Annotated in this window: 17 protein-coding genes and 3 tRNA genes; 11 read left to right on the forward strand and 9 right to left on the reverse strand. The window is 71.0% G+C overall.

Annotation, left to right across the window (positions count from 1 at the left end):
• Positions 1 to 261 precede the first annotated feature (261 nt).
• The 7 genes from WG209_RS18120 (at position 262) to WG209_RS18150 (ending at position 11585) form a co-directional block, all read left to right on the forward strand.
• Entirely contained in the window at positions 262 to 1107 is an 846-nt protein-coding gene (locus WG209_RS18120; protein WP_337176490.1) for a phosphoenolpyruvate hydrolase family protein, read from the forward strand.
• 48 nt (positions 1108 to 1155) lie between these two features.
• Positions 1156 to 5277: a ThuA domain-containing protein gene (locus WG209_RS18125; protein ID WP_337176491.1), complete on the forward strand. Its 4122-nt coding sequence runs from the start codon at positions 1156 to 1158 to the stop codon at positions 5275 to 5277.
• Entirely contained in the window at positions 5274 to 6527 is a 1254-nt protein-coding gene (locus WG209_RS18130) for a Tm-1-like ATP-binding domain-containing protein (RefSeq protein ID WP_337176492.1), read from the forward strand. The genes WG209_RS18125 and WG209_RS18130 overlap by 4 nt, the downstream gene beginning before the upstream one ends.
• A gap of 33 nt (positions 6528 to 6560) precedes the next feature.
• Positions 6561 to 6842, forward strand: a complete 282-nt coding sequence (locus WG209_RS18135) for a hypothetical protein (RefSeq protein ID WP_337176493.1) — start codon at positions 6561 to 6563, stop codon at positions 6840 to 6842.
• A 41-nt stretch (positions 6843 to 6883) separates the two neighbouring features.
• A complete protein-coding gene (locus WG209_RS18140) occupies positions 6884 to 7564 on the forward strand; it encodes a DUF1080 domain-containing protein (RefSeq protein ID WP_337176494.1) in 681 nt (226 codons plus the stop codon).
• A 117-nt stretch (positions 7565 to 7681) separates the two neighbouring features.
• The gene (locus WG209_RS18145) at positions 7682 to 10180 is read left to right on the forward strand and encodes a PSD1 and planctomycete cytochrome C domain-containing protein (protein ID WP_337176495.1); all 2499 of its coding nucleotides are present in this window, start codon (positions 7682 to 7684) and stop codon (positions 10178 to 10180) included.
• Positions 10181 to 10211: 31 nt separating this feature from the next.
• Entirely contained in the window at positions 10212 to 11585 is a 1374-nt protein-coding gene (locus WG209_RS18150; protein ID WP_337176496.1) for a DUF1501 domain-containing protein, read from the forward strand.
• Between the two features lie 810 nt (positions 11586 to 12395).
• Here the strand turns inward: WG209_RS18150 and WG209_RS18155 are convergent.
• The 8 genes from WG209_RS18155 to polA form a co-directional block, all read right to left on the reverse strand.
• Positions 12396 to 12482 (reverse strand) — tRNA-Leu (locus WG209_RS18155).
• 100 nt (positions 12483 to 12582) lie between these two features.
• Positions 12583 to 13248: a hypothetical protein gene (locus WG209_RS18160; protein WP_337176497.1), complete on the reverse strand. Its 666-nt coding sequence runs from the start codon at positions 13246 to 13248 to the stop codon at positions 12583 to 12585.
• Between the two features lie 22 nt (positions 13249 to 13270).
• Positions 13271 to 13600: a hypothetical protein gene (locus WG209_RS18165; protein ID WP_337176498.1), complete on the reverse strand. Its 330-nt coding sequence runs from the start codon at positions 13598 to 13600 to the stop codon at positions 13271 to 13273.
• A 53-nt stretch (positions 13601 to 13653) separates the two neighbouring features.
• On the reverse strand, positions 13654 to 13977 hold the full coding sequence (locus WG209_RS18170) for a hypothetical protein (protein WP_337176499.1): 324 nt from the start codon (positions 13975 to 13977) through the stop codon (positions 13654 to 13656).
• Between the two features lie 466 nt (positions 13978 to 14443).
• Positions 14444 to 14914: a 6,7-dimethyl-8-ribityllumazine synthase gene (ribH, locus tag WG209_RS18175; RefSeq protein ID WP_337176500.1), complete on the reverse strand. Its 471-nt coding sequence runs from the start codon at positions 14912 to 14914 to the stop codon at positions 14444 to 14446.
• 109 nt (positions 14915 to 15023) lie between these two features.
• Complete coding sequence (rho, locus tag WG209_RS18180) at positions 15024 to 16283, reverse strand: transcription termination factor Rho (protein ID WP_337176556.1); 1260 nt, start codon at positions 16281 to 16283, stop codon at positions 15024 to 15026.
• Positions 16284 to 17111: 828 nt separating this feature from the next.
• Positions 17112 to 17783: a dephospho-CoA kinase gene (coaE, locus tag WG209_RS18185; protein WP_337176501.1), complete on the reverse strand. Its 672-nt coding sequence runs from the start codon at positions 17781 to 17783 to the stop codon at positions 17112 to 17114.
• A gap of 372 nt (positions 17784 to 18155) precedes the next feature.
• Complete coding sequence (gene polA / locus WG209_RS18190) at positions 18156 to 20867, reverse strand: DNA polymerase I (RefSeq protein ID WP_337176502.1); 2712 nt, start codon at positions 20865 to 20867, stop codon at positions 18156 to 18158.
• 287 nt (positions 20868 to 21154) lie between these two features.
• Here polA and WG209_RS18195 point away from each other — a divergent pair, with 287 nt between their 5' ends.
• The 4 genes from WG209_RS18195 (at position 21155) to WG209_RS18210 (ending at position 23622) form a co-directional block, all read left to right on the forward strand.
• Complete coding sequence (locus tag WG209_RS18195; RefSeq protein WP_337176503.1) at positions 21155 to 22723, forward strand: hypothetical protein; 1569 nt, start codon at positions 21155 to 21157, stop codon at positions 22721 to 22723.
• 382 nt (positions 22724 to 23105) lie between these two features.
• Positions 23106 to 23267: a toxin-antitoxin system HicB family antitoxin gene (locus WG209_RS18200; RefSeq protein ID WP_337176504.1), complete on the forward strand. Its 162-nt coding sequence runs from the start codon at positions 23106 to 23108 to the stop codon at positions 23265 to 23267.
• 134 nt (positions 23268 to 23401) lie between these two features.
• Positions 23402 to 23474: transfer RNA gene (locus WG209_RS18205), tRNA-Asn, on the forward strand.
• Between the two features lie 75 nt (positions 23475 to 23549).
• A tRNA-Asn gene (locus WG209_RS18210) sits at positions 23550 to 23622 on the forward strand.
• A gap of 48 nt (positions 23623 to 23670) precedes the next feature.
• Here the strand turns inward: WG209_RS18210 and WG209_RS18215 are convergent.
• Positions 23671 to 25878: an isoamylase gene (locus WG209_RS18215; protein ID WP_337176505.1), complete on the reverse strand. Its 2208-nt coding sequence runs from the start codon at positions 25876 to 25878 to the stop codon at positions 23671 to 23673.
• Positions 25879 to 25902: the final 24 nt, after the last annotated feature.

The following is a 25902-nucleotide window of genomic DNA, read 5'->3' on the forward strand; positions in this document are numbered from 1 at the left end:
GCGGTGCATCCTCTGGCTGAAGGAGAACCGCCGGCTCGCCACCCGGTTCGAGAAGCTCGCCGTGAACTTCCTGGCCATGGTCAAGCTCGCCATGATCCGCCGTTGCTTCCGACTCATCGAGCCGCCAGACAGAACCTAGCCCATGGCACGTTAACCTTGCCTGGTTGAGGCCTTGCGCCCGAACTCACCGAGGATCCGGCGGCGGGAACGCGGCTTGCTTTCGGTATACCTGTTTCCGGACAACGGGAGAGAGGCTTGCTGATGGCCCAGACGAAACGAACCGAGATTCTGGACCGATTCCGGGCCAAGGTCGCGCGGGGAGAGCCGATCGTCGGCGCGGGGGCCGGGACGGGCCTTTCCGCGAAGTGCGCCGAGGCGGGTGGCGTGGATCTGATCGTCGTATACAACTCCGGCCGCTTCCGCATGGCCGGTCGTGGCTCGCTGGCCGGGATGCTCGCGTACGGCAACGCCAACCAGATCGTCCGCGAGATGGCCCCCGAGGTCCTGACGGCCGTCGCGCGCACCCCAGTCCTCGCGGGCGTCTGCGGGACCGACCCTTTCCTCTTGCGCGAGCCGTTCCTACGCGAGCTGAGCGACCTGGGGTTCGCGGGGGTCCAGAACTTCCCCACCGTCGGGCTGATCGATGGGCAGTTTCGAGAGAACCTGGAGGAGACCGGGCTGGGCTTCGGGCTCGAGGTCGAGTTGGTCGCCGAGGCCCACGCCATGGGCCTGCTGACCACGCCCTATGCCTTCGACCCCTCCCAAGCTCGCCTGATGGCCGAGGCGGGCGCCGACGTCGTCGTGGCCCACATGGGCCTCACCACCGGCGGCGCCATCGGGGCACGGACGGCGAAATCCCTGGACGCCTGCCTCTCGGAGGTCCGGGCGATCGCGGACGCCTGCAAGACGGCCCGTGGCGACTGCCTGGTCCTCTGCCACGGAGGCCCCATCGCCATGCCCGAGGACGCCCAGTACGTCCTCGACCGCTGCGCGGGCGTCGAGGGCTTCTACGGCGCCAGCAGCATGGAGCGCCTGCCGACCGAGACGGCGATCACCGATCAGGCCCGGCGTTTCTCGGAGCTGAGACTTCCCTCCCCTCACTCGTGAGCGCGTCGCCGCGCCGCGGCCCGCGCCCACCCTCCAGAGGACCGACGGATGCTCCCCCTCTCTTCATGCCGCCGAACCGGGGCCGCCGGCCTCGCCTGCCTGCTGGCGCTGGGCACGCTCGCGGCCTCGGCCTCCGGCCAGTACGGTGCCCGACGGCCGCTCGAACCCTGGGCCGATCCGGGCCTGAAGGTCACGCGCGGGCTCGCCCTCTGGCTCGACGCCGGGCGGCTCAACGCGGCGCGCCAGGCCCACGGTCAGCCCGAGCTCTCCGACGGCCAGCGAGTCGAGACGTGGTACGACGCCTCGGGGCGGGGCTGGGACGTCGCGCAGGCCCGCGAGGAAGCGCGGCCGAAATTTCTCCAGGGCGCTCTCCGGTTCGACGGCGAGGCGACCTACCTGATGCGCGCCGGCCTGGAGTCCAGGCTCAAGGAATTTACCCTCTTCGTGGTCGCCGCGCCCCTCTCCAACGCGGGCGGCTTCCGCGCCTTCGCCGCGATGCATCGAGACGGCCAGGAGGACTACACGAGCGCCTTCAACGTCGACCAGGGCCCTGGCTACACCGGGCGGTTCGACACCCTGAACGTCGAGGGGCCCGGCTTCGGGGGGGCCGTCAACCTGATAACCGACCCGTCCGACTTCGTCCTCGTCCGGCGACTGACGATCACCTCCGCCCCCGGGCCGGGTGGGACGCGGCTCGTCGTGGACGGCCGGCCCGGCCGCGGGCGCGACCGCGAGGACGCGGTCCTCCACGCCGACCGGCTCCTCATCGGCGCTCGGTTCTTCGGATTCCCGCCTGACGTCCACGGGTTCCTCGAGGGCGACATCCTCCACGTCCTGCTCTACGATCGCGCGCTGGACGAACCCGAGCGGCGCGAGGTCGAGGCTTACCTCGCGGCCCGCCTCGGCGGCGACGGCCCGATCGTCCGACCCGATCCCCCCGGCGTCGGCAAGCCCCTGGTGACGGTCGAGGACCCTCCGCCGGTGCAGGTGCTCGCCCCGGGGTTCTCCGCCCGCGAGCTGCCGGTCGACCTGTCGAACGTCAACAACGTCCGCTACCGGCCCGACGGCAAGCTCGTCGCCCTGGGGTACGACGGCAACATCCACCTGCTCTCCGACCGCGACGGCGACGGCCTCGAGGAGACGGTCGAGCCCTTCTGGGACAGACCGGGAAGCCTCGTCGCCCCGATCGGCATGGCGCTCACCCCGCGGGGTTACGCCCGCGGCGAGGGCATGTTCGTCGCGTCCAAGGGGAAACTTTCCCTGATCCTCGACTCCGACCGCGACGGCCAGGCCGACGAGGAGATCGTCGTCGCCAGCGGATGGACCCCGCTCCCGCACGGCGTGGACACGCTCGGCGTCGCGCTCGACCGCGAGGGGAACGTCTACTTCGGCCTCGGGACGACCAACTTCACCAACGCTTACCTTCTCGACGAGCAGGGGAAGGCGGCGTATCGACTGGACGACGCGCACGGCACGATCCAGAAGGTGTCGCCAGACTTCTCCCGGCGCGAGATCGTCGCCACCGGCATCCGCTTCCCGGTCGGCCTGGCGTTCAACCGCCTGGGCGACCTCTTCGCGACCGATCAGGAAGGGGCGACCTGGCTCGCCAACGGAAACCCTTTCGACGAGTTGCTCCACATCCAACCTGGGCGGCACTACGGCTTCCCACCGCGGCACCCCACCCACCTGCCGGCGGTGATCGACGAGCCGAGCGTCTTCGACTACACGCCGCAGCACCAGTCCACCTGCGGGCTCGTCTTCAACGAGCTGGTCGACGGCGGCCCGACCTTCGGCCCCGCGTCCTGGGCCGGCGATGCGCTCGTCACGGGCTACTCGCGGGGTAAGCTCTTCGGCACAAGGCTGTCGAGGACGCCGTCGGGCTACGTCGCCCTGAACCGGCTCCTCGCCGTGATGAACGGGCTCCCGGCCGACGCGTGCGTCTCCCCCCGGGGCGACCTCGTGGTGGCGGCCCACGGCGGCCTCCCCGATTGGGGCGGCGGCCCGAGGGGCAAGGGCAGGCTCTTCAAGATCGTCTACAGCGATCGCGAGATCGCCCAGCCGCTGATGGCATGGCCTTCCGGCCCGCGGGAGGTCCGGGTCGCGTTCGATCGTCCGGTCGACCCCTCGGCCCTCCGTGGCCTCGTCCGGCGAGCCTCGATCGAGTACGGGCAGGCCGTCAGCCCCGGTGATCGATTCGAATCGTTGCGGCCGGGGTACGAGGCGGTCGGGCGGCAGATGCGGACGCCTCGGTTCGACCTGCCGATCCTCTCGGCGCAGGTTTCGGCCGATCGCCGCGCGCTGATCCTCGCCACGCCTCCCCACCCCGTGGCCGCGTCGTACGCCCTGACCCTACCCGGCTGGGGGAAGCCCGAGCCGGGGAGCCTGCGCCAGGCGCCGGAGGTCGACCTGGGCTATGACCTCTCCGGCGTCGAGGCGACCTGGACGCCCGAGGCCGGCGGCGCCGGCTGGTCCGGCTGGCTCCCTCATCCGGACCTGTCCGTCGCGCGGGCCTTCACCGCGGGGAGCGCCGATCACGACCGACTCTGGGAGGCGATGACGGGGCCTGGGCGGCTCACGCTCCGGACCCGGGTTGATCTCTGGCGGATGCTCCGCCCGGCCGTCCAGCCCGGTTCGACCCTCGGCTATCGGCTCCCGGACGAGGAGGTGACGCTCGCGATCGACTCCTCCGTGCCGATCACCGTCGAACGAACCGGCGCGAGCGGCTCGTCCGTCGGCGGCGACGGCCGTCGCCACGCCGTCCGCCTCACCGTCATCCCGAAGGAGCGCCAGCCGATCCCCCTGGAGATCACCCTGGAGTCGGAGGGGTGGCCGGATCTCCGGCTCTCGTGGACGACGCGAGAGGACGCGACGCCGCGAGCCCTCCCCCTGCGTCGCCTGCTCCTGCCCTGGGCCTCGCTGGAGAAGCCGAAGGACGACCTGGCGGCGCGCGAGGTCCCCGAGTTGAAGGGGGGCGACTGGGCCCGCGGGCGGGCGTTATTCTATGGCGAGCAGGCGAAGTGCTCGGCCTGCCACAAGGTCCGCGGCCGGGGCGGCGAGGTCGGCCCGGACCTCTCGAACCTCGTCCATCGCGACTACGCCTCGGTCCACCGCGACGTCCACGCGCCGAGCGCCGCGATCAATCCCGATTACGTCGCGCACTCCGTGGCGTTGAACGACGGCCGGGTGCTCCAGGGGACCCTGCGCATCGAGGCCGATCGCCTGCTCGTCGGGGGTGCCGACGGCACGTGGACGACCGTCGGGCGCGCGGAGGTCGAGGCCGTGTCGCCATCGGCCGTCTCGATCATGCCCGAGGGGCTCGACGCGGCCCTGGGACCCGAGCGCCTGCGCGACCTGCTGACCTTCCTGCTGACCGACCCGCTAGGCCCGGCGAAGCTGGAGGGCGAGGCCGCGCCGCCGCCTCGCCGTCGCGCCGAGGTCGAGGCCGCGCTCCAGGGCGGCTCGCCGGTCCAGGACCCGAGGCCCCTGCGGATCGTCCTGGCCGGCGGCCCCAAGGATCACGGACCCGGCGAGCACGACTATCCCCTCTGGCTCACTCGCTGGTCGACCCTGCTCGCGACCGACGCGAGCCTCTCCGTGGCGGCCTCCGACGGCTGGCCGTCGCCCGAGCAGCTCGAAGCGTCAGACGTCCTCGTCATGTACTCGAACAACCCCGGCTGGGACGCCGCGAAGGGCGAGCAACTCGACCGCTACCTCACCCGCGGAGGGGGGGTCGTGCTCATCCATTACGCTGTCGACGGGCACCAAGCCGTCGAGGCCCTGGCGGCGCGCGTCGGCCTCGCGTGGCAGGGGGGCCGGTCGGCGTTCCGGCACGGGCCGCTCGACCTCGACTTCACCGGCTCGAAGCACCCGATCACCCGCGGGATCGAGAAGCTCCGCCTGATCGACGAGAGCTACTGGAACCTCGTCGGCGACCCATCCTCGATTGAAGTCCTCGGGACCGGCCGGGAGGGCGGCGAGCCCCGTCCGCTGTTCTGGGCCCGATCGCTGGGCGAGGGCCGCGTGTTCGTCAGCATCCCCGGCCACTACACCTGGACGTTCGACGATCCCCTCTTCCGCCTCCTGATCCTCAGGGGGATGGCCTGGACGGCGGGCGAGCCGGTCGACCGATTCAACGAGCTGGCGACCCTGGGCGCGAGGATCGCCGAATGAAGGCCGTTTACCTGCTCGCCACGCTGGACACCAAGGGGCGTGAGGCGGCCTTCGCGCGCGAGGCCCTGGCGGCCCGAGGCGTCGCCAAGGTCCTCGTCGACGCCGGATGCCAGGGCGAGCCCGCGGTCGCCTCCGACGTGCCCCGCGATCGCGTCTTCGAGGCGGCCGGGACGACCCGGGCCGCGCTCCTCGAGCGCGGCGACCGGGCGGCCGCGGTGGCCGCGGCCTCGACAGGCGCGGCGCGGCTCGTGGCCGAGGCCCACGGCCGGGGCGAACTCGCCGGCGTGCTGGCGCTGGGAGGCTCGGCCGGCACCACCATCGGCACCGCGGCCATGCGGGCCCTGCCGATCGGTGTCCCCAAGCTCATGGTCAGCACCGTGGCCTCGGGCCAGGTCCGACCCTACGTGGCCGACAAGGACATCCTGATGCTGAATTCGGTGGTCGACATCCTCGGCCTCAACCGGATCAGCCGCGCGGTGCTGGGCGAGGCGGCCCGGGCCATGTCCGGCCTCGTGCTCTTCGCCGACCGCGACGATCCGGAGGATCGGCCGCTCGTCACCGTGACCATGTTCGGCGTCACGACGCCCTGCGTGATGCGCGCCCGCGACGTCCTCGAGGCCGCCGGCTACGAGGTCCTCGTCTTCCACGCCACCGGCAACGGCGGGCAGGCCATGGAGTCCTTGATACGCGAGGGCCTCGTCGCCGGCGTCCTCGACGTCACCACCACCGAGCTGGCCGACGAGGTGGTCGGCGGCGTATTCTCCGCCGGCCCCGATAGGCTCACCGCGGCCGTCGAGCGGGGTGTCCCCCAGGTCGTCTCCGTCGGGGCCCTCGACATGGTGAACTTCCACGCCCCGGAGACGGTGCCCGCGCGCTTCTCGGGCCGCAAGCTGCACCGCCACAACGCCAACGTCACGCTCATGCGGACCACCCCCGACGAGAATGCCGCCCTCGGCGAGACGCTCGGCCGCAAGCTCTCTCGCGCCCGCGGCCCCGCGGAGATCTGGCTCCCCCTCCGCGGCGTCTCCGCGCTCGACTCCCCCGGCGCCCCGTTCGACGACCCGGACGCCCGTCATGCCCTGTACGACGCGATCCGACGGCATTCCGGCCCGATCCCCGTCGTGGAGATGGATCGGCACATCAACGACCCGGAGTTCGCCGAGGCCGCGGCCAACCGCCTGATCGAGCAGCTGGCCGCGTCCCGGGCCGGCGCGACGCCGGGAACCCGCCCGTTGCCCTCGTCGCCCTGAGGGACTCACATCCCTCGATCCGGAGTTGATTCCATGGTATCCATCGAGCGGCTGGGCCGTCTGATCCCGATCCTGCTCCCGCTCGTCCCGTCCGTCGGCCGGGGCGACGACCCGGGACCGGAGCCGGAGCGTTCCTTCGCCATCGAGGTCGTCGACCACCGCGAGATCGCCGGCGACCACTACGTCACCCTCGTCGCCATGATCGAGGGGTCGGGCACCGAGGACAGCGGCTACGCCCTCGTCGAGGAGGACGACTCCGGCGCGATCCGCGTCCGGGGCTTCCGCAAGCAGCAACCCCACGCCTGGGGCGGGTGACCGCCCCGTTTCCCCCCGCCAACGACCGGAGACCCCTCCCCATGCTCGCGCGATCGACCATCACCCTCGCCCTCATCGCCGGCCTCGCGACGTCGACGCTCGCCGACGACACCGGCCGGACCAGCCTCTTCAACGGCAAGGATCTGGACGGCTGGTACACCTTCACCGCCCACGCCGACCGGTCCGCGGACCCGTACGCCGACCCGAAGGGGGTCTACAGGGTCGAGGACGGCGTGATCCACATCTCGGGCGAGGAGTTCGGCTGCCTCACCACCAAGGAGGAGTACGGCGACTACCATCTCCGCCTGGAGGTGAAGTGGGGCGACAAGAAGTGGCCCCCCCGCGACGCCGAGGCGACCCAGCGCGACTCGGGCATCCTGATGCACTGCGTCGGGCCCGACCAGGTCTGGCCGAAGTCGATCGAGTGCCAGATCCAGGAGCGCGACTTCGGCGACTTCTTCATGGTCGGCGGCACCACCCTCGAGGTCGACGGCAAGACCGAGGGAGGCCGCGTGGCGCGGACGAAGGACGTCGAGAAGCCCCACGGCGAATGGAACGTCGTCGAGGTTATCTGCGACGGCGATACGATCATCAACATCGTCAACGGCGTCGAGGTCAACAGGGGGACGAAGGCCAGCGTCACGCGCGGGAAGATCGTCCTGCAGTCCGAGGGCGCCGAAGTCTTCTACCGCAACGTCACCCTCACGCCGCTGAAGCCGTAACCGCCCCCGCGGGCGGGCCCGGAGGCGATTCAGGCTTCCGGGCCCGCCTCGCGGAGGGTATGTTCGTTAAAGCGTTGTTCAACAACACCCGCCGGTGGGGACGCGGAGGATCGCGACATGCCTCGTACTTTCATCGGCCTCCTGCTGGCGACCGTGCTGGCCCAGGCGGCGACGGCCCGGGGCGACGCGCCCGATCCGGGGGCGGGGTCCGAGGCCTTCTTCGACCTCCGCGTCCGTACCGTCCTCGCCGAGGCCTGCGTGAAGTGCCACGGCGCGACGAAGCAGAGCGGGGGCCTCCGGCTCGACTCGCGCGAGGCGATCCTCGCCGGCGGCGATACGGGCCCGGCGGTCGTCCCGGGCGACCCGCGGGCCGGCACGCTCCTCGCGGCGATCAGCCACGACGAGGACGCCGACCTCAAGATGCCCCCGTCCGGGCCGCTCCCTCGCGAGGCGCGGGACGCCCTGGCCGCCTGGGTGACCGCCGGCGCCCCCTGGCCCGAGGCCGCCGCATCGACGGCCATCGAGGGGCGGGCCCACTGGGCCTTCGAGCCGCTCGCGGCCGTCGCCCCGCCCGAGGACCCGACCGGGTGGGCCTCCGGCCCGATCGACCGCCTGATCGCCGCCGGCCATCGCGAGAAGGGCCTGCGCCCGGTCGGCCGGGCCGACCGCCGGGCCCTGATCCGCCGGGCCTCGTTCGACCTGATCGGCCTGCCGCCCGAGCCCGACCGCGTCGAGGCGTTCGCGGCCGACGAACGTCCCGACGCCTTCGCCCGCCTGGTCGACGAGCTGCTGGCCTCGCCGCGGTACGGCGAGCGGTGGGGCCGCGTCTGGCTGGACCTGGCCCGCTACGCCGACACGGCCGGCGACAACTCCGACTACCCGATCCCCGAGGCCTATCTCTACCGCGACTACGTCATCGACGCCTTCAACGCCGACCTGCCGTACGACCGCTTCCTCCACGAGCAGATCGCGGGCGACGTGCTGGCGGCCGAGGGCCCCCCCGAGGAATACGCGCGCCGGGTGATCGCCACCGGGTTCCTGGCCCAGGCCAAGCGGTTCGGCACGATCAAGCTGGAAGACCCCCACCAGATCATCGAGGACGTGCTCAACACCACCGGCCAGGTCGTCCTCGGCCTCTCGCTGCGGTGCGCCCGCTGCCACGACCACAAGTACGACCCGATCACCGCGAACGACTACTACGCCCTCTACGGCTTCTTCGCCGGGGCCAAGTTCCCGTTCGCCGGGTCGGAGGAGGACCACAAGCCGAGCGAGTTCGCCCCGATCGTCCCGCCCGATCGCATGGGCGAGTACGAGGCGAAGCACGCCGAGATGGTCGCCTCGCTCAAGGACCAGATCGCCCGGGCGACCGTGGAGGCCGCCGCGAAGGCCGACGAGCAGGCGCTCGCCGTCGCCGCGGCCGAGCTCGCCCTGGAGGCCGCCGCGCCCGAGGCCCTCCAGGCGACGGCCGCCGCGCTGGAGGCGGCGGGGCGGGAGCTGGCGAAGCTCGTCCGCGTCCGAGACCACGGCCCGAAATCCCTCCGGGACAAGCTCGACCGCCTGGAGAAGGCGGGGCCGGCCGCGATCGCCCCCCGGGCCTACGCCGTCCGCGAAGGCGGGCCGACCGACGTGAAGGTGCAGATCGGCGGCGACCCGAGGAAGCTGGGCGACCTCGTCCAGCGAGGCGTCCCGAAGGCGCTCGACCCCGCCGGGACGATCGAGCTGCCTCCCACCGGCAGCGGCCGGCTCGCCCTGGCCCGCTGGCTGACCGAGGGCCGGCCGCGGTCGCTCGCGGCCCGGGTGATGGTCAACCGGATCTGGCGGCACCACTTCGGCAAGGCGATCGTCGCCACCCCCAGCGACTTCGGCCTCCGCGGCGCCGCGCCGTCGCACCCCGAGCTGCTCGAGCACCTGGCGGCCGAGTTCATCGCCTCCGGCTGGTCGATCAAGGCGATGCACCGGCGGATCATGCTGACCGAGACCTATCAGCTCGCCACCGAGCACGACTCGGAGGACGCGGCGATCGACACGGGCAACGCCCTCTACTGGCGGTTCGACCGCCGCCCGCTGGACGCCGAAGCCCTGCGTGACGGCCTGCTGGCGATCTCGGGCGACCTCAGGCTCGACCGGCCGGGCCCGCACCCGTTCCCGGCCGAGGAGACCTGGGCGTTCAGCGCCCACCACCAGTTCAAGGCCCTGTACCCCTCGGACCACCGCAGCGTCTACCTGATGGTGCAGCGGCTCCACCCCCACCCGTACCTCTCGCTGTTCAACGGGCCCGACGCCAGCGTGACGACCGCCGCGCGCGACAGCTCGACCGTGGCCCTGCAGGCGCTCTACCTGTTGAACAACCCATTCGTGCACGACCGGGCGAGGCGGTTCGCCGCTCGGCTGATCGCGGACGAGGCCGACGCCCCGTCCCGGCTCCGCGCGGCCTACCTCCGCGCGTTCGGCCGGCCCCCCAGCTCGGCCGAGGAGGCCCGCGCCGAGGGCTTCCTGCACGAGTACGAGGCGGGGCTCGCCGCCGAGGGCATGCCCGCCGAACGTCGCGGCGAGGAGGCCTGGGCCGGCCTGGCCCGGGCGATGCTGGCCTCTAACGAATTCCTGTACGTGGATTGATCGACGGCCGACCGTCGACGGGAGCCGACCCATGGACCACCGACCGCTGAGTCGACGCGCGATGATCCGCAGTGGCTCCGCCCTGGCCGCGGCCGGCGGCCTGGGGCTGGGCCTGCGCGGCCGCCTGTCGCTCGCCGCGGCCGCCCACGAGGGCCACCCGCTGGCCCCGCGGCCGGGGCACTTCCCCGCGAAGGCGAAACACCTGATCGTCTTCTTCATGACGGGCGGGATCTCGCACATGGACACCTTCGACTACAAGCCGAGGCTCCAGCGGGACCACGACAAGGCCGTCGGCGGGCGGAAGGTGCTAGGCTCCCCGTACGCGTTCCGGCCCCGGGGCGAGTGCGGCAAGATGGTCAGCGAGCTGTTCGAGCACCTCGGCGGGGTGGTGGACGACGTCTGCTTCCTGCATACCGTCCACGGCGACTCGGCCGGGCACTCGGCCGCCACGCTGGGGATGCACACCGGGTCGGTCACGATCCCGCTGCCGAGTCTCGGCTCGTGGATCAGCTACGGCCTGGGGACGCTGAACACCAACCTGCCGTCGTTCGTCGTCCTGGCCGAGAAGGAGCCGTACAACGGCTTCCAGGTCTGGGACGCCAATTTCCTCCCCGGCTACCACAAGGGGGTCCGCGTGATCCCCGGGGCCGACCCGCTGCCGGACGTGAAGAGCCCGGTGCCGTCGGTCTCGCGCCGGGATCTAGAGGCGCGGATGCTCCGCGACCTGAACGAGGCGCACCTCTCCGCCCGCGACGCCGACGGCCTGCTCGCCTCGCGGATGACCACGTTCGAGACCGCCTACGGCCTGATGCGCGAGGCCCCCGAGGCCTTCGACCTGGCGAGCGAGTCGAAGGCCACGCTCGACCTCTACGGCGCGTCGGCCGACGCCCCCGGGTCGTTTGCCGCCCAGTGCGTCACCGCCCGCCGCCTGATCGAGCGCGGTGTCCGCGTGGTCGAGCTGTTCGACGTCGGCTCGAACACCAACTGGGACAGCCATAACAACATCGACGACCACCGCGCCCTCTCGCGCAACGTCGACCGCCCGATCGCCGCCCTGATCGCCGACCTGAAGTCGCGCGGGCTGCTCGACGAGACCCTCATCGTCGGCTGCTCGGAGTTCGGCCGCACCCCCTGGCAGGACCTCACCCCGCGCGGGCGGGGCCACCACAGCCGCTGCTTCACCTGCTTCCTCGCGGGCGGCGGCGCGAGGGGGGGCTACAGCCACGGCGTCTCCGATGAGTACGGCGACGCCCCGGCCGAGGACCCCGTCCACGTCCACGACTTCCACGCCACGATCCTGCGCCTGATGGGCCTGGACCACACCCGGCTCACTTATCGCTACTCCGGCCGCGACTTCCGCCTGACCGACGTCCACGGCGAGGTCGTCAAACCGGTCATCGCCTGACCAGAGCCCGGGGCGAAGTGGGCCGCGCCTCCCGGCGCGGCCCCGCCCTCGCGGCCTCGCGGGGACCGACGAAGGGGCGGACCCTCGCCGCCACCGACACGCCCCGACGCCGGACGAGCTGGCCGCGATCGTCCACGCCGCCCGATCCTGGCACCCCCACGGCCGCGTCAAGCTGTCCGGGCCCGACCGCGCCGACCTCTTGGCTGTTCCTCGCCGCCACTGTCTTGTTCGTGGGCGAGGCCCGGGCCCTCCGACGCCACGACTTCCGCCTGGACGCCGTCCCGCCCCACGTCCAAATCCCGGCCGGCGTCGCCAAGTCCCGCCGCGAGGAATGCGTCCCGCTCCGGTCGGACCTGATCGCCATGCTGGCCGCCCGTGGGGAAGCGGATCGACGTCGATTGCCGCCGGGCCGGCGTCCCCAAGCGCGACGCCCGGGGCCGCACCGTGGACGTCCACGTCCCGTGGACGACGTTCATCACCGGCCTCGCCGTGGCCGGCATCTCACCCAGGGTCGCCATGCAACTCGCCCGGCATTCCCGGATCGAGCTGACAATGTGCGTCACACCGATCCCGCCTTGCCGCCGTCCGCCGTCGACCAGGAAACGACGATCCCGGGCCGCCCCTGGGCGAGCCCCCCGAAGGGGGACACCATCGCCGCCGCTTCGGCTGCTTCGGTAGTACCCTCGGTAGCACCGCCGGCCGTCAGTCCGGGGCAGTTCGGGGCCCCGAGTGGTACTGCCGAGGCCCCCAGAGTCCCAACGAAAAAGGCCCCAGGAGTCGCATGACTCCTGGGGCCGCATGGGTTTCGAGTGCCGGAGACAGGACTTGAACCTGCACGGGCATGGTTAGCCCACTAGCCCCTCAAGCTAGCGTGTCTGCCAATTCCACCACTCCGGCGGGGTGATTTGGGGGGCGAGATAGTATTGTGCCCTCGCCCCTGGGAGATGTCAAGGATCGCCCGGAAATCCGGGGATCGGAACCGCGAGCCGCGCGACGATCAGCCCTTCAGTTCGAGCGTCGACCAGAGGCCGGGGTTCTCGCCGAGGGGGAAGTCGCGGCCGACGCCTAGGTACTGGTCGTCGCGCGTGAAGTCCGAGACCTGGTACGCGAAGCCCAGCCTACGGTTCACGTCGGGGTCGAAGCCGTGGAGGGTCGCGGCGGGGAGGAACAGCTCGAACCGCCAGCTTTTCTTGCGTAGCTCGGCGCGGTGGCGGAACCGGGAAGGGTCGGCGATGGGGGCGTCGGCGGTGGCGCGGGGGATGGGGCGCTGCTCGACCTCGGCGGCCAGCGACTTGCCGTCGCGCGACAGACTCAGCCGCGCGTGGACGTGGTGGCAATAGCGGGTCGCGCGGGCGACGTTCCGGGTGTCGCGGGTGTCGATCCAGAGCGAGACGGCGGCGAGGCCCTCGGGGCGTCCCGGTGCCCTTGCGGCTGCGCCGGTCCCCTCGGCCTCGACGGCGATGCCCAGGCCCTCGGGGTTCCAGCCCACACGGACGTGGGCCCACGATTCACGGCCGTCCAGCGCCGCGAGGTCCGGGATCGCGCACGCCGCCGGGAGGTCCAGCAGCGGGCCCGATCCGTCCGGGCGGGGGACCCCGCCGACGCGAGGGGAGGAGGCGGCCACGCGGAACCAGAAGGCCTGGGGCAAGAGCACGGCGGACATGGGGGCTCTCCGTTCGCGGCGGTCAATCCAGTTCGAGCTGGCCGTTGTCTTCGGGCTTCGGCCGTGGGGGCTCGGCGAGCAGCACGGCGATGATGATCGCGGTCCCGAGGCCGATGAGCAGCGCGGGGAGGGTGAACCTCATGGTCGCCCAGATCCCGAGCACGATCATCGCCAGCCCCGCCCGGCCGGCGTGCCGTCGCTCCGGACGATACTTCGAGGCGACGAGCGCGGTGATGCCGCCGAGGAACAGGACCCCCGGCCAGATCCATCGCGCCTCCACCAGCGCCGCCAGGCCGACCAGCCAGATCACGGCGACGATCACCCGGAAATTGTCCCGCGGACGAGCGTTCAAGGAGGGACCCTCATCACGATGTCGACGTGCCCGGGGGCGCGGAGCCGCCGGGCTCACTCCAGGCGAGCGTCGAAGATCGGCTTGCGCGCGTCCGACGAGATCACGGGCGGTCGCAAGACCAGGAGCGTAGCGCCCGCGAGGATCAGCAACTCAATCAATGAGAGGCGGCATCCGATCAGCAGCGCGAGCCCGACCAGGACGACCCCGACTCGGAATGACCGCCGCTCGGGATGCCGATACGCCTCGACCAGCCGGACGGACCCGAGCAGCAGCAGGACGTCAGGCCAGACACGATCGCGGAGGATCATCAGCCCGATCCCGACGAGCCACATCCCCAGGATCAACCGTCTCGTCCGTTCCCAACGCGCCGACGGCATGAGGCTCCTCCCCGAGTTCACGACATTCGACCTTGCCGGGTAGTTCGCCCGCCGCCGCGACTTATTGAACCCCGGCCCCCGACGGAGGTGGAGAGCACCACGCCGCGACCTCCCGCGCGATCACGACGCCGAGCGGGATTATTTCTCGGAATCATGAAATCTCGCGTCGCCCTATGTGGATCATGATGTCGCGGGTCGTTGCTCCTTGACAATTCGGAATCACGGATCGGGGGCGCGAGGGCCTCCGGGGCGATCGGCGGGGCCCGGACGCGGCCGCCCAACGCGGCGTCGCGGTTGTCCCGCCGACTGCCCGGCGGGATGATGGGCGCTCGTGCCAAATCCAATGGTTGATGACGAACGAAGCCAAGTCGAGCGGACGCAAGCAAGCGACATCCCGGGCTTTACGTCGATCGAAGCGAAAACCCGCGCGACGAACGAAGCCAACGCCGGCGCCGCCGGGATCGGCTCACTCGGCGGCGATCTTGGCCAGGAGGTTGACCATCTCGATGGCGGCCATGGCGGATTCGCCCCCCTTGTTGCCGGACTTCAGCCCGGCGCGGTTGAGGGCCTGCTCGACGGTGTCGGTGGTGAGGACGCCGAAGATGACCGGAACTCCCGTGGACAGCCCGGCCTGGAGGACGCCCCCGGCGGCCTGGCCGGCGACGTGGTCGTAATGGCCCGTCTCGCCGCGGATGACGCAGCCCAGGCAGACGATCGCGGCGTGGCGGCCCGCCTCGGCCAGCTTGCGGGCGACGAGGGGGACCTCGAACGACCCGGGGACCCAGTAGACGTCCAGGCGATCCTCGCCCACGCCGTGGCGCCTGAAGACGTCGGCGCACCCGGCCAGCAGCGGCTCGGTCACCAGGGAGTTGAACCGCGACACGACGATCGCGAACCGGCCCGAGGGGGGGGAGAAGTCGCCTTCGAAGGTGGGCATGGAGGACAGTCCGGGGGTAGGGGATGCGATGCGAAAGGGAAGGGTCCGCCCGGGGCCCTGGCTGGCCCGGGCGGACCCGGAATCGTCGCGCCGGCTCGACCCGCGGGGGTCAGCCGATGTTCATGCTCGACAGGAACTCGGAGTTGGTCTTCAGCTTCTTCATCCGGCCGACCAGGAACTCCATCGCCTCGACGGGGTTCATGTCGTTGAGGACGCGGCGGAGGATCCAGGCCCGGCGCAGCTCGTCGCCGTCCATGAGGAGTTCCTCGCGGCGGGTGCCGGACTTGTTGATGTCGATGGCCGGCCAGACCCGCTTGTCGACCAGGCGGCGGTCGAGGTGCAGCTCCATGTTGCCGGTCCCCTTGAACTCCTCGAAGATCACGTCGTCCATCCGGCTGCCGGTCTCCACCAGCGCGGTGGCGAGGATCGTCAGGCTGCCGGCCTCCTCGATCTTCCGGGCGGCCCCGAAGAACCGCTTCGGCTTCTGGAGGGCCGAGGCGTCGATGCCGCCGGTGAGGATCTTGCCCGAGTGGGGCGCCTCGGTGTTGTAGGCGCGGGCCAGCCGGGTGATCGAGTCGAGCAGGATCACCACGTCCTTGCCGTACTCGACCATCCGCTTGGCCTTCTCGATGACCATCTCGGCCACCTGGATGTGCCGCGAGGAGGGCTCGTCGAAGGTGGAGCTGATGACCTCGGCCGTCGGCCCCTTGACCGACCGCTCCATCTCCGTCACCTCCTCGGGCCGCTCGTCGATGAGCAGCACCATGACGTAGGCTTCGGGGTGGTTGGTCAGGACGCTGTTGGCGATCTTCTGGAGCAGGACCGTCTTGCCGGTCCGCGGCGGCGCCACGATCACGCCGCGCTGGCCGAAGCCGATGGGCGTGACCAGGTCGACCACCCGCATGTTGATCTCGTCGCCGGCCGTCTCCAGCCGGATCCGCCCCTGCGGATGCAGCGGCGTGAGGTCGTCGAAGCCCACCTTCTCGCTGAGCTTGTCGGGATCCTCGAAGTTGATCGCCTCCACGCGGAGCAGGGCGAAGTAGCGCTCGTTCTCCTTCGGCGGACGGATCTGCCCGGAGACGATCGCGCCGGTCTTCAGGCCGAAGCGGCGGATCTGGCTGGGGGAGACGTAGATGTCGTCGGGGCAGGGGAGGTAGTTGTAGTCCGGGCTGCGGAGGAAGCCGAAGCCGTCGGGGAGGACCTCAAGCGTCCCCTCGCCGTACATCAGGCCGTTCTGCTTCACCCGCTCCTTGAGGATCTTGAAGATGAGATCCTGCTTCTTCAGCCCCATGTAGTCGGCGATCCCTTCGGATTTCGCCGTCTTGATGAGCTGGGGCATGGTCATCTTCTGCAGCTCGGTGAGGTGGATCTCGCCGCGCTTGATGTCCTCGTAGCGGTCGTGGATCGCGACGTCGCCGAAGACGTCCTCCTCGTCGACATCGGGGGGGAACCCATCGCTCCGCGGCTCGTCCGGGGGGAGGGCCGCCGTGGCGCGGTCGACGCGGGTCGGCGGCGCGTGGTCGCGGTCGCGGGAGTTGAACGAGGCCTCGCGCTCGGCGCGGTCGCGATAACCGGGGGCCGGCTCCACGGCGACCTCGCGGACGCGCTCGCGGGGGGCCGGCGCGTGGTCGCGGTCGCGGTCCCGGATGGGGATGCCGTCATGCGCCGGGGGGGCGGAGGCGGCCTCGCGCTCGGAACGGTCGCGGGCGAGGCGCTCGCGCAGCGTCAGGCCGGCGCGGGGCTCGGACTCGGCTCGCTCGGCCGTGGCCTCGGCGCGGTCGCGGGCGCGGATGAAGCGGATCGGCTCGCGGTCGGCGGGGGCCTCCTCGCGGAACGGCTCGCGGGCCGAACGCTCGGGGGGGGCGGCGGGGACGGGCGCGGCGGCGCCGATGTTCTCGTCCAGCGAGGAGGGGGGGGGCGTCGCGGCGCTCTTGCGGATGCGGGAGCCACCGGAGGACTCCCGGCGGGGGCGGGTCTCGTTGGCCATGATGGACCGTTCTCCATGAACAGACTAGACGACTGGATCGGCCGAGGCGAGGGCGCCGCGGGGTGTCTGGGGCGAGGGACTATCGGGGCGGGGATCGACGACGTGGGGCATGGCCGGTCGGGGTTCTCTCGGATGTCGCGTCAAGGCGAGGCGACGTTCAAGGCGGCCGGCGGCGGGGCCGGGCCGCTTCGGGTCTCATCGGGGCTCGCGTCACGAGCCGCGCGCCCGGATCAGCTTCGGCATCAGCCGATCGATCTCGGACTCGAGGCGGGCGGCGTCGCCGTCGTTGACCAGTACGTGGCCGGCGCCGGCCTTCTTTCGGTCCAGCGGCCATTGCGCGGCCTCGCGCCTGCTAAGATCCTCATCGGACCAGCCCCGCCCCCGGCGCACGCGGTCGAGCCGGATTTCGCGCGGGGCGTCGACGAAGACCACCGCGTCGCAGGCGCGATCCCAGCCGGCTTCCAGCAGGATCGCGGCGTCCAGGACGATCAGCGGGGCTTCGCCCAGGGCCCTGGCCTCGGCGATTCGGCGCCCGAACTCCTCGAACATGGGCGGGTGGACGATCGACTCCAGGTCGCGCCGCGCCGAGGCGTCGGCGAAGACGACCCGTCCCAGGGCCCGGCGGTCGATCGAGCCGTCGGCCGCGACCACCGCGGGGCCGAACCGCTCGGCGACCCGGCGGGCGACCTCGGGACGGCGCAGCGTCTCGTGCCCGACGGCGTCGGCGTCGATCACGACGGCCCCTCGCGCCGCGAGGGCCGCCGCCGCGGAACTCTTGCCGCCGCCGATCCCGCCGATCACCCCGACGACGGGGATCGGGCCGCGATCGGCACGCGACGCCGGCGCGACGGGGTGGCCGATGGTCGTCGACGACTCGGGCATGACGGACCTTGAGGCTTGCGACGGGGGAAACGGGAAAGGGACGTCGACCGCCCCCCGGGCGACGAGGCCGCGTGAAGGGCCGCGGGCGGCCGAACGGGGTCGACGTCGGCACCGGCGAAACGGCCCATCCCGGGCGCGAGCGTCGGGCGCGGGCCCGGACGGGCGGGGGGTCGGGATGCGGATCTCTCAGCCCTCATCTCGGTCCGGGCTTGTCACGGGGTGGTGGACCGCGGAAGGGAGATGGGGGGGGTGATAGGGACGCGCCTCGGGCCGGCGCGGGCCGAATACGATTGCTCCACTCACTTATACGCCGCCCGCCCCCCGGCCGCAATGCCGATCCGTCGATTTCCGACCCTTCCGCGCCCCGGCCGATCAGCCGTCGATCGGCTCCTGGTCCAGCCAGTTCGGCCCGGCCGCCAGGTCGACCTTCAGCGGCACCGACAGCTCGAGCGCCCCGGTCATCTCCTCCCGGACGAGCGCGGCCAGCGCGGCCGCCTCGGCCCGGGGGCCCTCGAAGACCAGCTCGTCGTGGATCTGGAGGATCATCCGCGACTCCAGCCCCTCGGCGGACAGCCGGCGGTCGACGAGGATCATCGCCCGCTTGATCAGGTCGGCCGCCGAGCCCTGGATGACGGTATTCACCGCCAGCCGCTCCGCCAGGTTCCGGTTCCTCCCGGTGGTGGTCTTGATGCCGGCGATCGGCCGGCGGCGGCCGAGGATCGTCTCCACCCTGCCGGCGGACTGGGCCGATTCGAGCGTCGCCGTGATGAACCGGTCGACCCCCTGATACTCCTGGAAGTACGCCTCGATGAACGTGGCGGCCTCGGCCTGCTTGATCCCCAGCCGGCCGGCCAGTCCGAACGGGCTCAGGCCGTAGATCACGCCGAAGTTCACCGTCTTCGCCACCCGTCGCATGTTCGAATCGACCTGGTCCTCGGGGACGCCGAAGATCCGGGCCGCGACCGCCTGGTGGATGTCCAGGTCGGCCTCGAACGCCCGCCGCATCGCCGGGTCGCCGGAATAGTGGGCGAGGATGCGCAGCTCGATCTGCGAGTAGTCCGCGGTCATCAGGACGTGGTCGTCCCCCTCGGCCACGAACGCCTGGCGGATCTGGCGGCCTTCCTCGGTGCGGACCGGGATGTTCTGGAGGTTGGGGTCGCTGGAGCTGAGCCGGCCGGTCGCCGCGACCCCCTGGTTGAACGAGGCGTGGATCCGGCCGTCGTCGGGATGGACGAGGTCGGGCAGGGCGTCGAGGTACGTCCCCTTCAGCTTGGTCAACTGGCGATGCCGGACGAGCAGCGCGGGCAGGGGGTGCTTGCTCGCCAGCTCCTCCAGGACCTCGGTGTCGGTGCTGGACTCCCCCCCCGGGGTCTTGCGGAGTCGCGGCAGCTTCAGATCCTCGAACAGGACCTGGCGGAGCTGCGGGACCGAGTTGATGTTGAACGGCCGGCCCGCCAGCGCGTGGATCTCCGTCTCCATCTCGGCCAGCCGCGCAGCAAAGTCCTCGGAGAGCCGCCTCAGCCGGGGGACGTCCACCATGACCCCGCGGTCCTCCATCCTCGCCAGGATCGAGACCAGCGGGCGTTCCAGGTCGGCGTAGAGGCCCCAGAGCCCTTCCTCGCGGACGCGGGGGGCGAGGATCTCGTAAATCCGCCAGGTGGCGTCGGCGTCCTCCCCGGCGTACTCGGCGACCCGGGGGACGTCCACCTGGTCCATCCGCAACTGCTTCCGGCCCTTCCCGATGAGGTCGGAGATGGGGATCATCGCGTGGCCCAGGAGCCGGTCGGAGAGCTGGTCCAGGCCGTGGTTCCGCTCGCCGCTCTCCAGGAGGTAGCTCAGGATCATGGTGTCGGTGATCGGCCCCTCGATCGGCACGCCGGCGCGACCGAGGGCGAGCATGTCGTACTTGAGGTTCTGCCCCACCTTCTCGACGTTGGGATCGGCGAGGATCGGCCGGAGCCCTTCCAGGACGAGTTCGGCGTCGAGCAGCCGATGGCCCAGCGGCCCCCGCAGCGGGAGGTAATAGGCCTCGCCGGCCTTCCAGGAGATGGCGATTCCGACCAGCGCGGAGAGCAGGGGGTTGAGCCCGGTCGTCTCGGTGTCGATGCAGAAAACGGGCTGCTTCCGGAGTTCTTCCAGGAAAGCGTGGAACGCTTCGGGCGTGTCGATCGTCGAATACTGGGCGACCCATTCGCTCCGCGACGCGGCGACGGCCTCGGGGGCCTTCGCCTCGCCCAGCTCGGAGAGGAAGCGGTGGAAGCCCGACTCGATGCAGATCGCCCGCAGCGCCTCGACGTTCGGGGGCGAGGCCTTCAGGGCGTCCCAGTCGAGTTCCAGCGGGAGATCCTCGCGCAGGGCCACCAGGCTCCGGGCGCGGCGGGCGGCCTCGGCGTGGTCGCGGAGCGCCTGCTGCTTCTTGGGCCCCTTCACCTTGTCCGGGTTGGCGAGGAGGGTCTCCAGGTCGCCGAACTGCCTGAGGTAGCCGGAGGCCAGCACGGGGCCGACGCCCGGCACGCCGGGGACGTTGTCGACCGCGTCGCCGGTGAGGGAGAGGTAGTCGACCACCTGGGAGGGGCGGATCCCCCATTCCTTCTCCAGGCCCTCCGCGTCCATGACGCTGTTCTTGCGCAGGTTGAGGATCCGGACGTGGTCGGAGATGAGCTGGCGGGCGTCCTTGTCGGACGTGCAGATGTAGACGTCGAGCCCCCTCTCCTCCCCCCGGCGGGCGAGGGTGGCGATGACGTCGTCCGCCTCCATCCCCGGCTCGACCAGCACCGGGACGTTGAAGCCCTCGACGATCGACCGGATGACGGCGAGCTGGGGGACGAGGTCGACCGGCATCTCGGAGCGGTTCGCCTTGTAGTCGGCGAAGATCTCCGACCGGAAGACCGGCCCCCCGCCGTCGAAGGCCGCGGCGATGTACCCCGGCTTGCGGTCGCGGAAGATGTTCAGCAGGTCCCGGAAGACGCCGAACGCCGCGTTCCGGGGCTCGCCGCCGGGGCTGGTCATCTCCGGGATCGCGTGGAACACCTGGAAAATCAGGGAATAGGCGTCCAGTATGTAGAACGTCGGGCGGTCGGCCATCGTAAGGAATCCGGTGAGGGTCGGGACGGGGCCCGGGCCGCGTGCCGGCCCGCCCCCTCGCCCTTCCTGTCTTTGTCGGCCCCACGGGGCCGGTTCTCCAGCGGGGCCGCCCCCCCAACCGGGCGCGCGGACCCTGGCGCACCCGGAAATTTCGTTCCGTCTGAATCGTCGGGGGGAGATTTCCCGGCGCGATTTTCGCCGCCCCCCCGCCCATGTGACATAGTATCTCCAAACCGGCCGACTGCATGCGCCGTCGCCTCAGATCCGCTCCGAGGGAGTCCCGATCCATGGCCGCGTCATCGAATGAATCTCAGGGCCTGAAGATCGCCGTGGCGGTCTTCGTGACGCTCACGGTGATCCTGGCCGTGACGTCGTATTTCCTCTATTCCTCCTACGCGAGGTCCGAGGGCCTGCTCGCCTCGGAGGCGGACAAGGCGAACAAGGCCCGCCAGGACGCCGACACCGCGCTGAGCAACCTGGACGACATCCGCAAGGCGGTCGGCACCCGGGCGACCGAGTACGAGCCCGCCAAGGCCGAGATCGCGGCCCACCTGAAGAAGGTGGACGAGCGGCTCGCCGGCGTCGTGAACAGCGTCAACGCCGCCGCCGCGCGGGCGCAGGCCGCCGGCGCGCGGGGGACCGAGCTGGAGGAGGCCGTCCAGAAGGCCCGCCTCGCCGTCGAGTCCTTCCGCAAGGAGCCGAACAAGAACTACATCTCCGGCCTCGACCGCATGGTCGAGCTGATGGAGAACCTCGCCCTGGTCGACGCCGAGCTGGCCGCCCACCAGGACGCCCTGAAGATGAACCTGGAGTCGGCCACGAGCGTCGCCCAGCAGAAGATCGACGTCCAGGCGAAGTCGGCCGAGGAGGCCAAGGCCGACCTGGAGTCCGAGCACTCCAAGCACGAGCAGGAGCGCCAGATCCTCCTCACCAAGGTCGACCAGCTCACCACCGACCTCGACCAGGCCCGCACCGAGATCGCCAACCTGACCACCCAGCTCCGCCAGGTCAAGGACGAGGACGCCACCCGCATCGCCCAGCTCACCGGGATCATCCGCGAGATCCGCGACCAGGCCGAGCGCAAGGAGAACATCCTCGACCGCCCCGACGGCAAGATCACCTACGTCGACTTCGGCTCGAACACGGTCCACGTCAACATCACCCGCTCCCAGGGCGCGCGGCCGCAGATGAAGATGACGATCTTCGACGCCGACGCCCCCGGCATCCCGACCGAGCGGCCCAAGGGGAACATCGTCCTGACCCAGGTCGGCGACCAGTACAGCGTCGCCCGGATCGAGCGGACCGCCAGCCCGATCGAGCCGATGCGGATCGGCGACATCGTCTACTCCCCCACCTGGTCCCCCAACGAGCCGATGAAGTTCGCCCTCCTGGGCAAGATCGACGTCAATCGCGACGGCCGGGACGACCGGGACGACCTCAAGCGGATGATCGAGTCGGCCGGCGGGATTGTCGAGTACGACCTCCCGCCGCCGAACTCCGGCAAGGAGTCGGGCAAGCTCAGCGCCCTGATCTCCTGGTACGTCACCGACGACCCGAAGGAGCGTCCCCCCCTCCGCGACGCCTTTGAAAGCAAGTCCGACAGCTCCGTCGCCGAGGAGGCCCTGTTCCAGCAGCGGTACGGCGAGATGGTCAAGGAGGCCCGCCTGCTGGGCATCCGGCCAATGGGCCTGGGGAGGCTGCTGGCCTACCTCGGCTACGACATGACGGTGCCAATCGTCGGCCAGCCCGAGGGGGTCAACGCCCCGGCCCTGCGCCGGCTCACCGAGCCCAAGCCCAAGACCGAGGACCAGAAGGCCCAGGAAGCCGCCGAGCGGGACCTCGACAAGGCCCCGTGACGCGGGCCGTCGCCCCTGGATGAAGCGGACCCCTCGCGGCGCCCTCGGGCCGCGAGGGGTCTCGCGTTTGGATGGACACCATCAACAAGTCCATCTCCATTAAGGGTTCCCGATGGGTCGTACCGCATCGATCGACGGTAGGGCCCGCCGAGCGTGATCTCTAACCTAATTCCAGAAAAGGCCTTGCATCCACGCCGCGAACCCACAGAATAGAACGCCAGCGGAACTATCGACCTCCGCCGATAAATTTCCAGATTGATGGGCGGCGCGCCTGGTACAATCACCTCGTGTGCCCCGGCTCGCGCCGGGGCCCCGGCGCCGCGACAGCGGAGGACCGCGACTTCAAGCTCGCACCCCTTCCCACTTCCGAGGAGTCGATCCGATGCCGGAGACAGTCGTCCATTTCCAGATCCGCATGCCACCCGTCCTCCACGAGCAGCTCGCGAGCTGGGCGAAGGAGGAGAAGGCCTCGCTCAACGCCCTGATCGTCGGGATCCTGGAGAAGGCGATCCAGCAGCACGCCAAGGACGCGCCGTCCTCCTGACGACGCGAAGGCGCGCCGACCCCGCGGCGGGGGCGGCGTCGGGACGACTCCCCGGCGTCCCCCTCCCGCGCCGGGAAATCGCCCCGATTGCCCTTGAGTCGCGGGGCCAGTCCCGGTATCCTTCCTGACGTCATTCCCCGATAGCTCAATCGGTAGAGCGAGCGGCTGTTAACCGCTAGGTTCAAGGTTCGAGTCCTTGTCGGGGAGCTGAGGCCGATTAACAACCGGCCTCCGCTCCGAACCGTCGGTGCCCACGCGACCGACGGCCCCCGCCTTCACCATTCCCCGATAGCTCAATCGGTAGAGCGAGCGGCTGTTAACCGCTAGGTTCAAGGTTCGAGTCCTTGTCGGGGAGCTCACGCCCATCTGGTGGCCGTCCCGCCGCCCGGCGGCCCCCGGCCGCTCAGGCTTGCGACGCCAGGACGATCATCGACCGGCTTCGGACGTCGTAGGTCGACATGACTTCCACAGTCGGCCCGGCGTCGACGTCGCTGATGTCGTCGGGCGAGGGGAGCGCGGTGTCGACCACCCGACGCCACCCGCGGCCCGAGGGAGAGGCGGGGATCAGGAACTCCCGGTCCTCCGGCCCCGCGTTCATGGCGACGTAGAAGTCGCGATCGATCACGCCTTGCCGGTCGCAACGCCGGCCGTCGAGCGCGAACGCCAGGACGCGGCTCTCGTGGGAGAAGTCGGGCCGGACCGGCTGGAGGCCGTGCCAGAGGATCTCGGGCGTCCCCCCCGTCGCGCCGAAGAACGTTCGCCGGCGGAACACCGGATGGGCCTTCCTCAGCGCGATCATCTTCCGGGTGAACCGGAGGAAGTCGGCGTTGTCCCGGGCGAGCGTCCAGTCGACCCAGCTGATCGAGTTGTCCTGGCACCAGGCGTTGTTGTTCCCGCGCTGGGTGCGCAGGAACTCGTCGCCGCCGAGGATCATCGGGACGCCCTGGGAGAGGAGCAGGGTCGCCATCAGGTTGCGGACCTGCCGCCGGCGGATGGCCAGCACCTCGGGGTCGTCGGTCGGGCCCTCGACCCCGCAGTTCCACGAGAAGTTGGCGTCGCTGCCGTCGCGGTTCCCCTCGCCGTTGGGCTCGTTGTGCTTGTGGTCGTAAGAGACGAGGTCCCAGAGCGTGAAGCCGTCGTGGCAGCAGACGAAATTGATCGAATGCAGCGGCCCGCGGCCGGCGTAGAGGTCGTCGCTGCCGCAGAGGCGGGTGGCCAGGTCCGACGTCATCCCCAGGTCGCCGCGCCAGAAGCGCCTGACGTCGTCGCGATAGCGGCCGTTCCAGTCGGACCAGCGGGCCCCGCCGGGGAACGTGCCCACCTGGTAGAGCCCCCCCGCGTCCCAGGGCTCGGCGATGAGCTTGGTGCGGTAGAGGAGCGAGTCCTCGGAGATCCGGTTGATCGTGGGGGGGCTCATCAGCACGTCGCCCCGGCGATCCCGGCCCAGGACGGAGGCCAGGTCGAACCGGAAGCCGTCGACCCCCGCCTCGGCGACCCACTGCCGCAGGCAGTGGAGCAGGAAGTTGCGGACGACCGGGTGGTCGGTGTTGAAGCTGTTGCCGCAGCCCGAGAAGTTCAGGTAGTTCCCCTTCTCGTCGAGCATGTAGTACAGCGGGTTGTCGAGCCCCCGGAAGCTGTAGGTCGGGCCGTTCTCGTCGGATTCCGCCGTGTGGTTGAAGACGATGTCGAGGACGACCTCCAGGCCCTCCTCGTGGAAGGCGTCGACCATCGCCCCGAACTCCCGCCACGGGCCGGACGAGCCGCGACTCGCGGCGTAGGTGGCCTTGGGGGCGGAGAACGCGATCGTGTTGTAGCCCCAGAAGTTCAGGAGCCGTTCGCCGGTCAGCGGGTTGACGTAGGCGCAGTCGGTCTCGTCGAACTCGTCGACCGGCAGCAGCTCCACGGCCGTCACGCCCAGCTCGCGCAGGTACCCGATCTTCCCCGCAAGCGCGTCGAACGTCCCGGGGTGCCGCGCCCCGGAGCTGGGGTCGATCGTGTAGCCGCGGACGTGCAGCTCATAGATGATGGTGTCTTCCAGGGGCGTCTCCGGGGCGACGACCGGCTCGCGCTCGATCATCTCCTCGGCCACCAGGCTGCGCCTCGGGCTGGAGGACGGCTCGCCCCAGGCCCCGCCGTTTGACACCGCGCGCGCGCACGGGTCGAGCAGGGTCGCGCGCGGATTGAACCGGAATCCGCCGCCGGACGGGCCGTCGACCCGATAGCCGTAGCAGAATTCCAGCGGCAGGCCGTCGACGCGGACATGCCAGTGGTCGCCGGCGCGGTTGAGGCGGGGATCGAGCTGGATCTCGGTCTCGAACCCCCGCGTCGTCGGGTCGCCCAGGACGAGCCAGACGGCGGTGGCGTGGCGGCACACGACCACGAAGTTGACCCCGTTCGCCAGCGGGACGGCCCCGATGGGGAGCGGGCGACCGCGCCTGACCGTCAGGACGCAGTCGCGGAAGAGATACTCGGCCTCGATCGCGTCGGCCGAAAGGTCGCTGGAAATCGGAGGGGCCTTTCTCGGGCGGGGATGTCGGGGCGGGGACGAACTTCGCCGAACCTCTCGCCCCGGGCGCGTGTCCGGGGGATGGCTCGGCGAGATCGGATTCATGCACCGGCGCGAGGGCCGGCTTGT

This window comes from Paludisphaera sp. (assembly GCF_037189885.1).
Lineage (GTDB): Bacteria > Planctomycetota > Planctomycetia > Isosphaerales > Isosphaeraceae > Paludisphaera.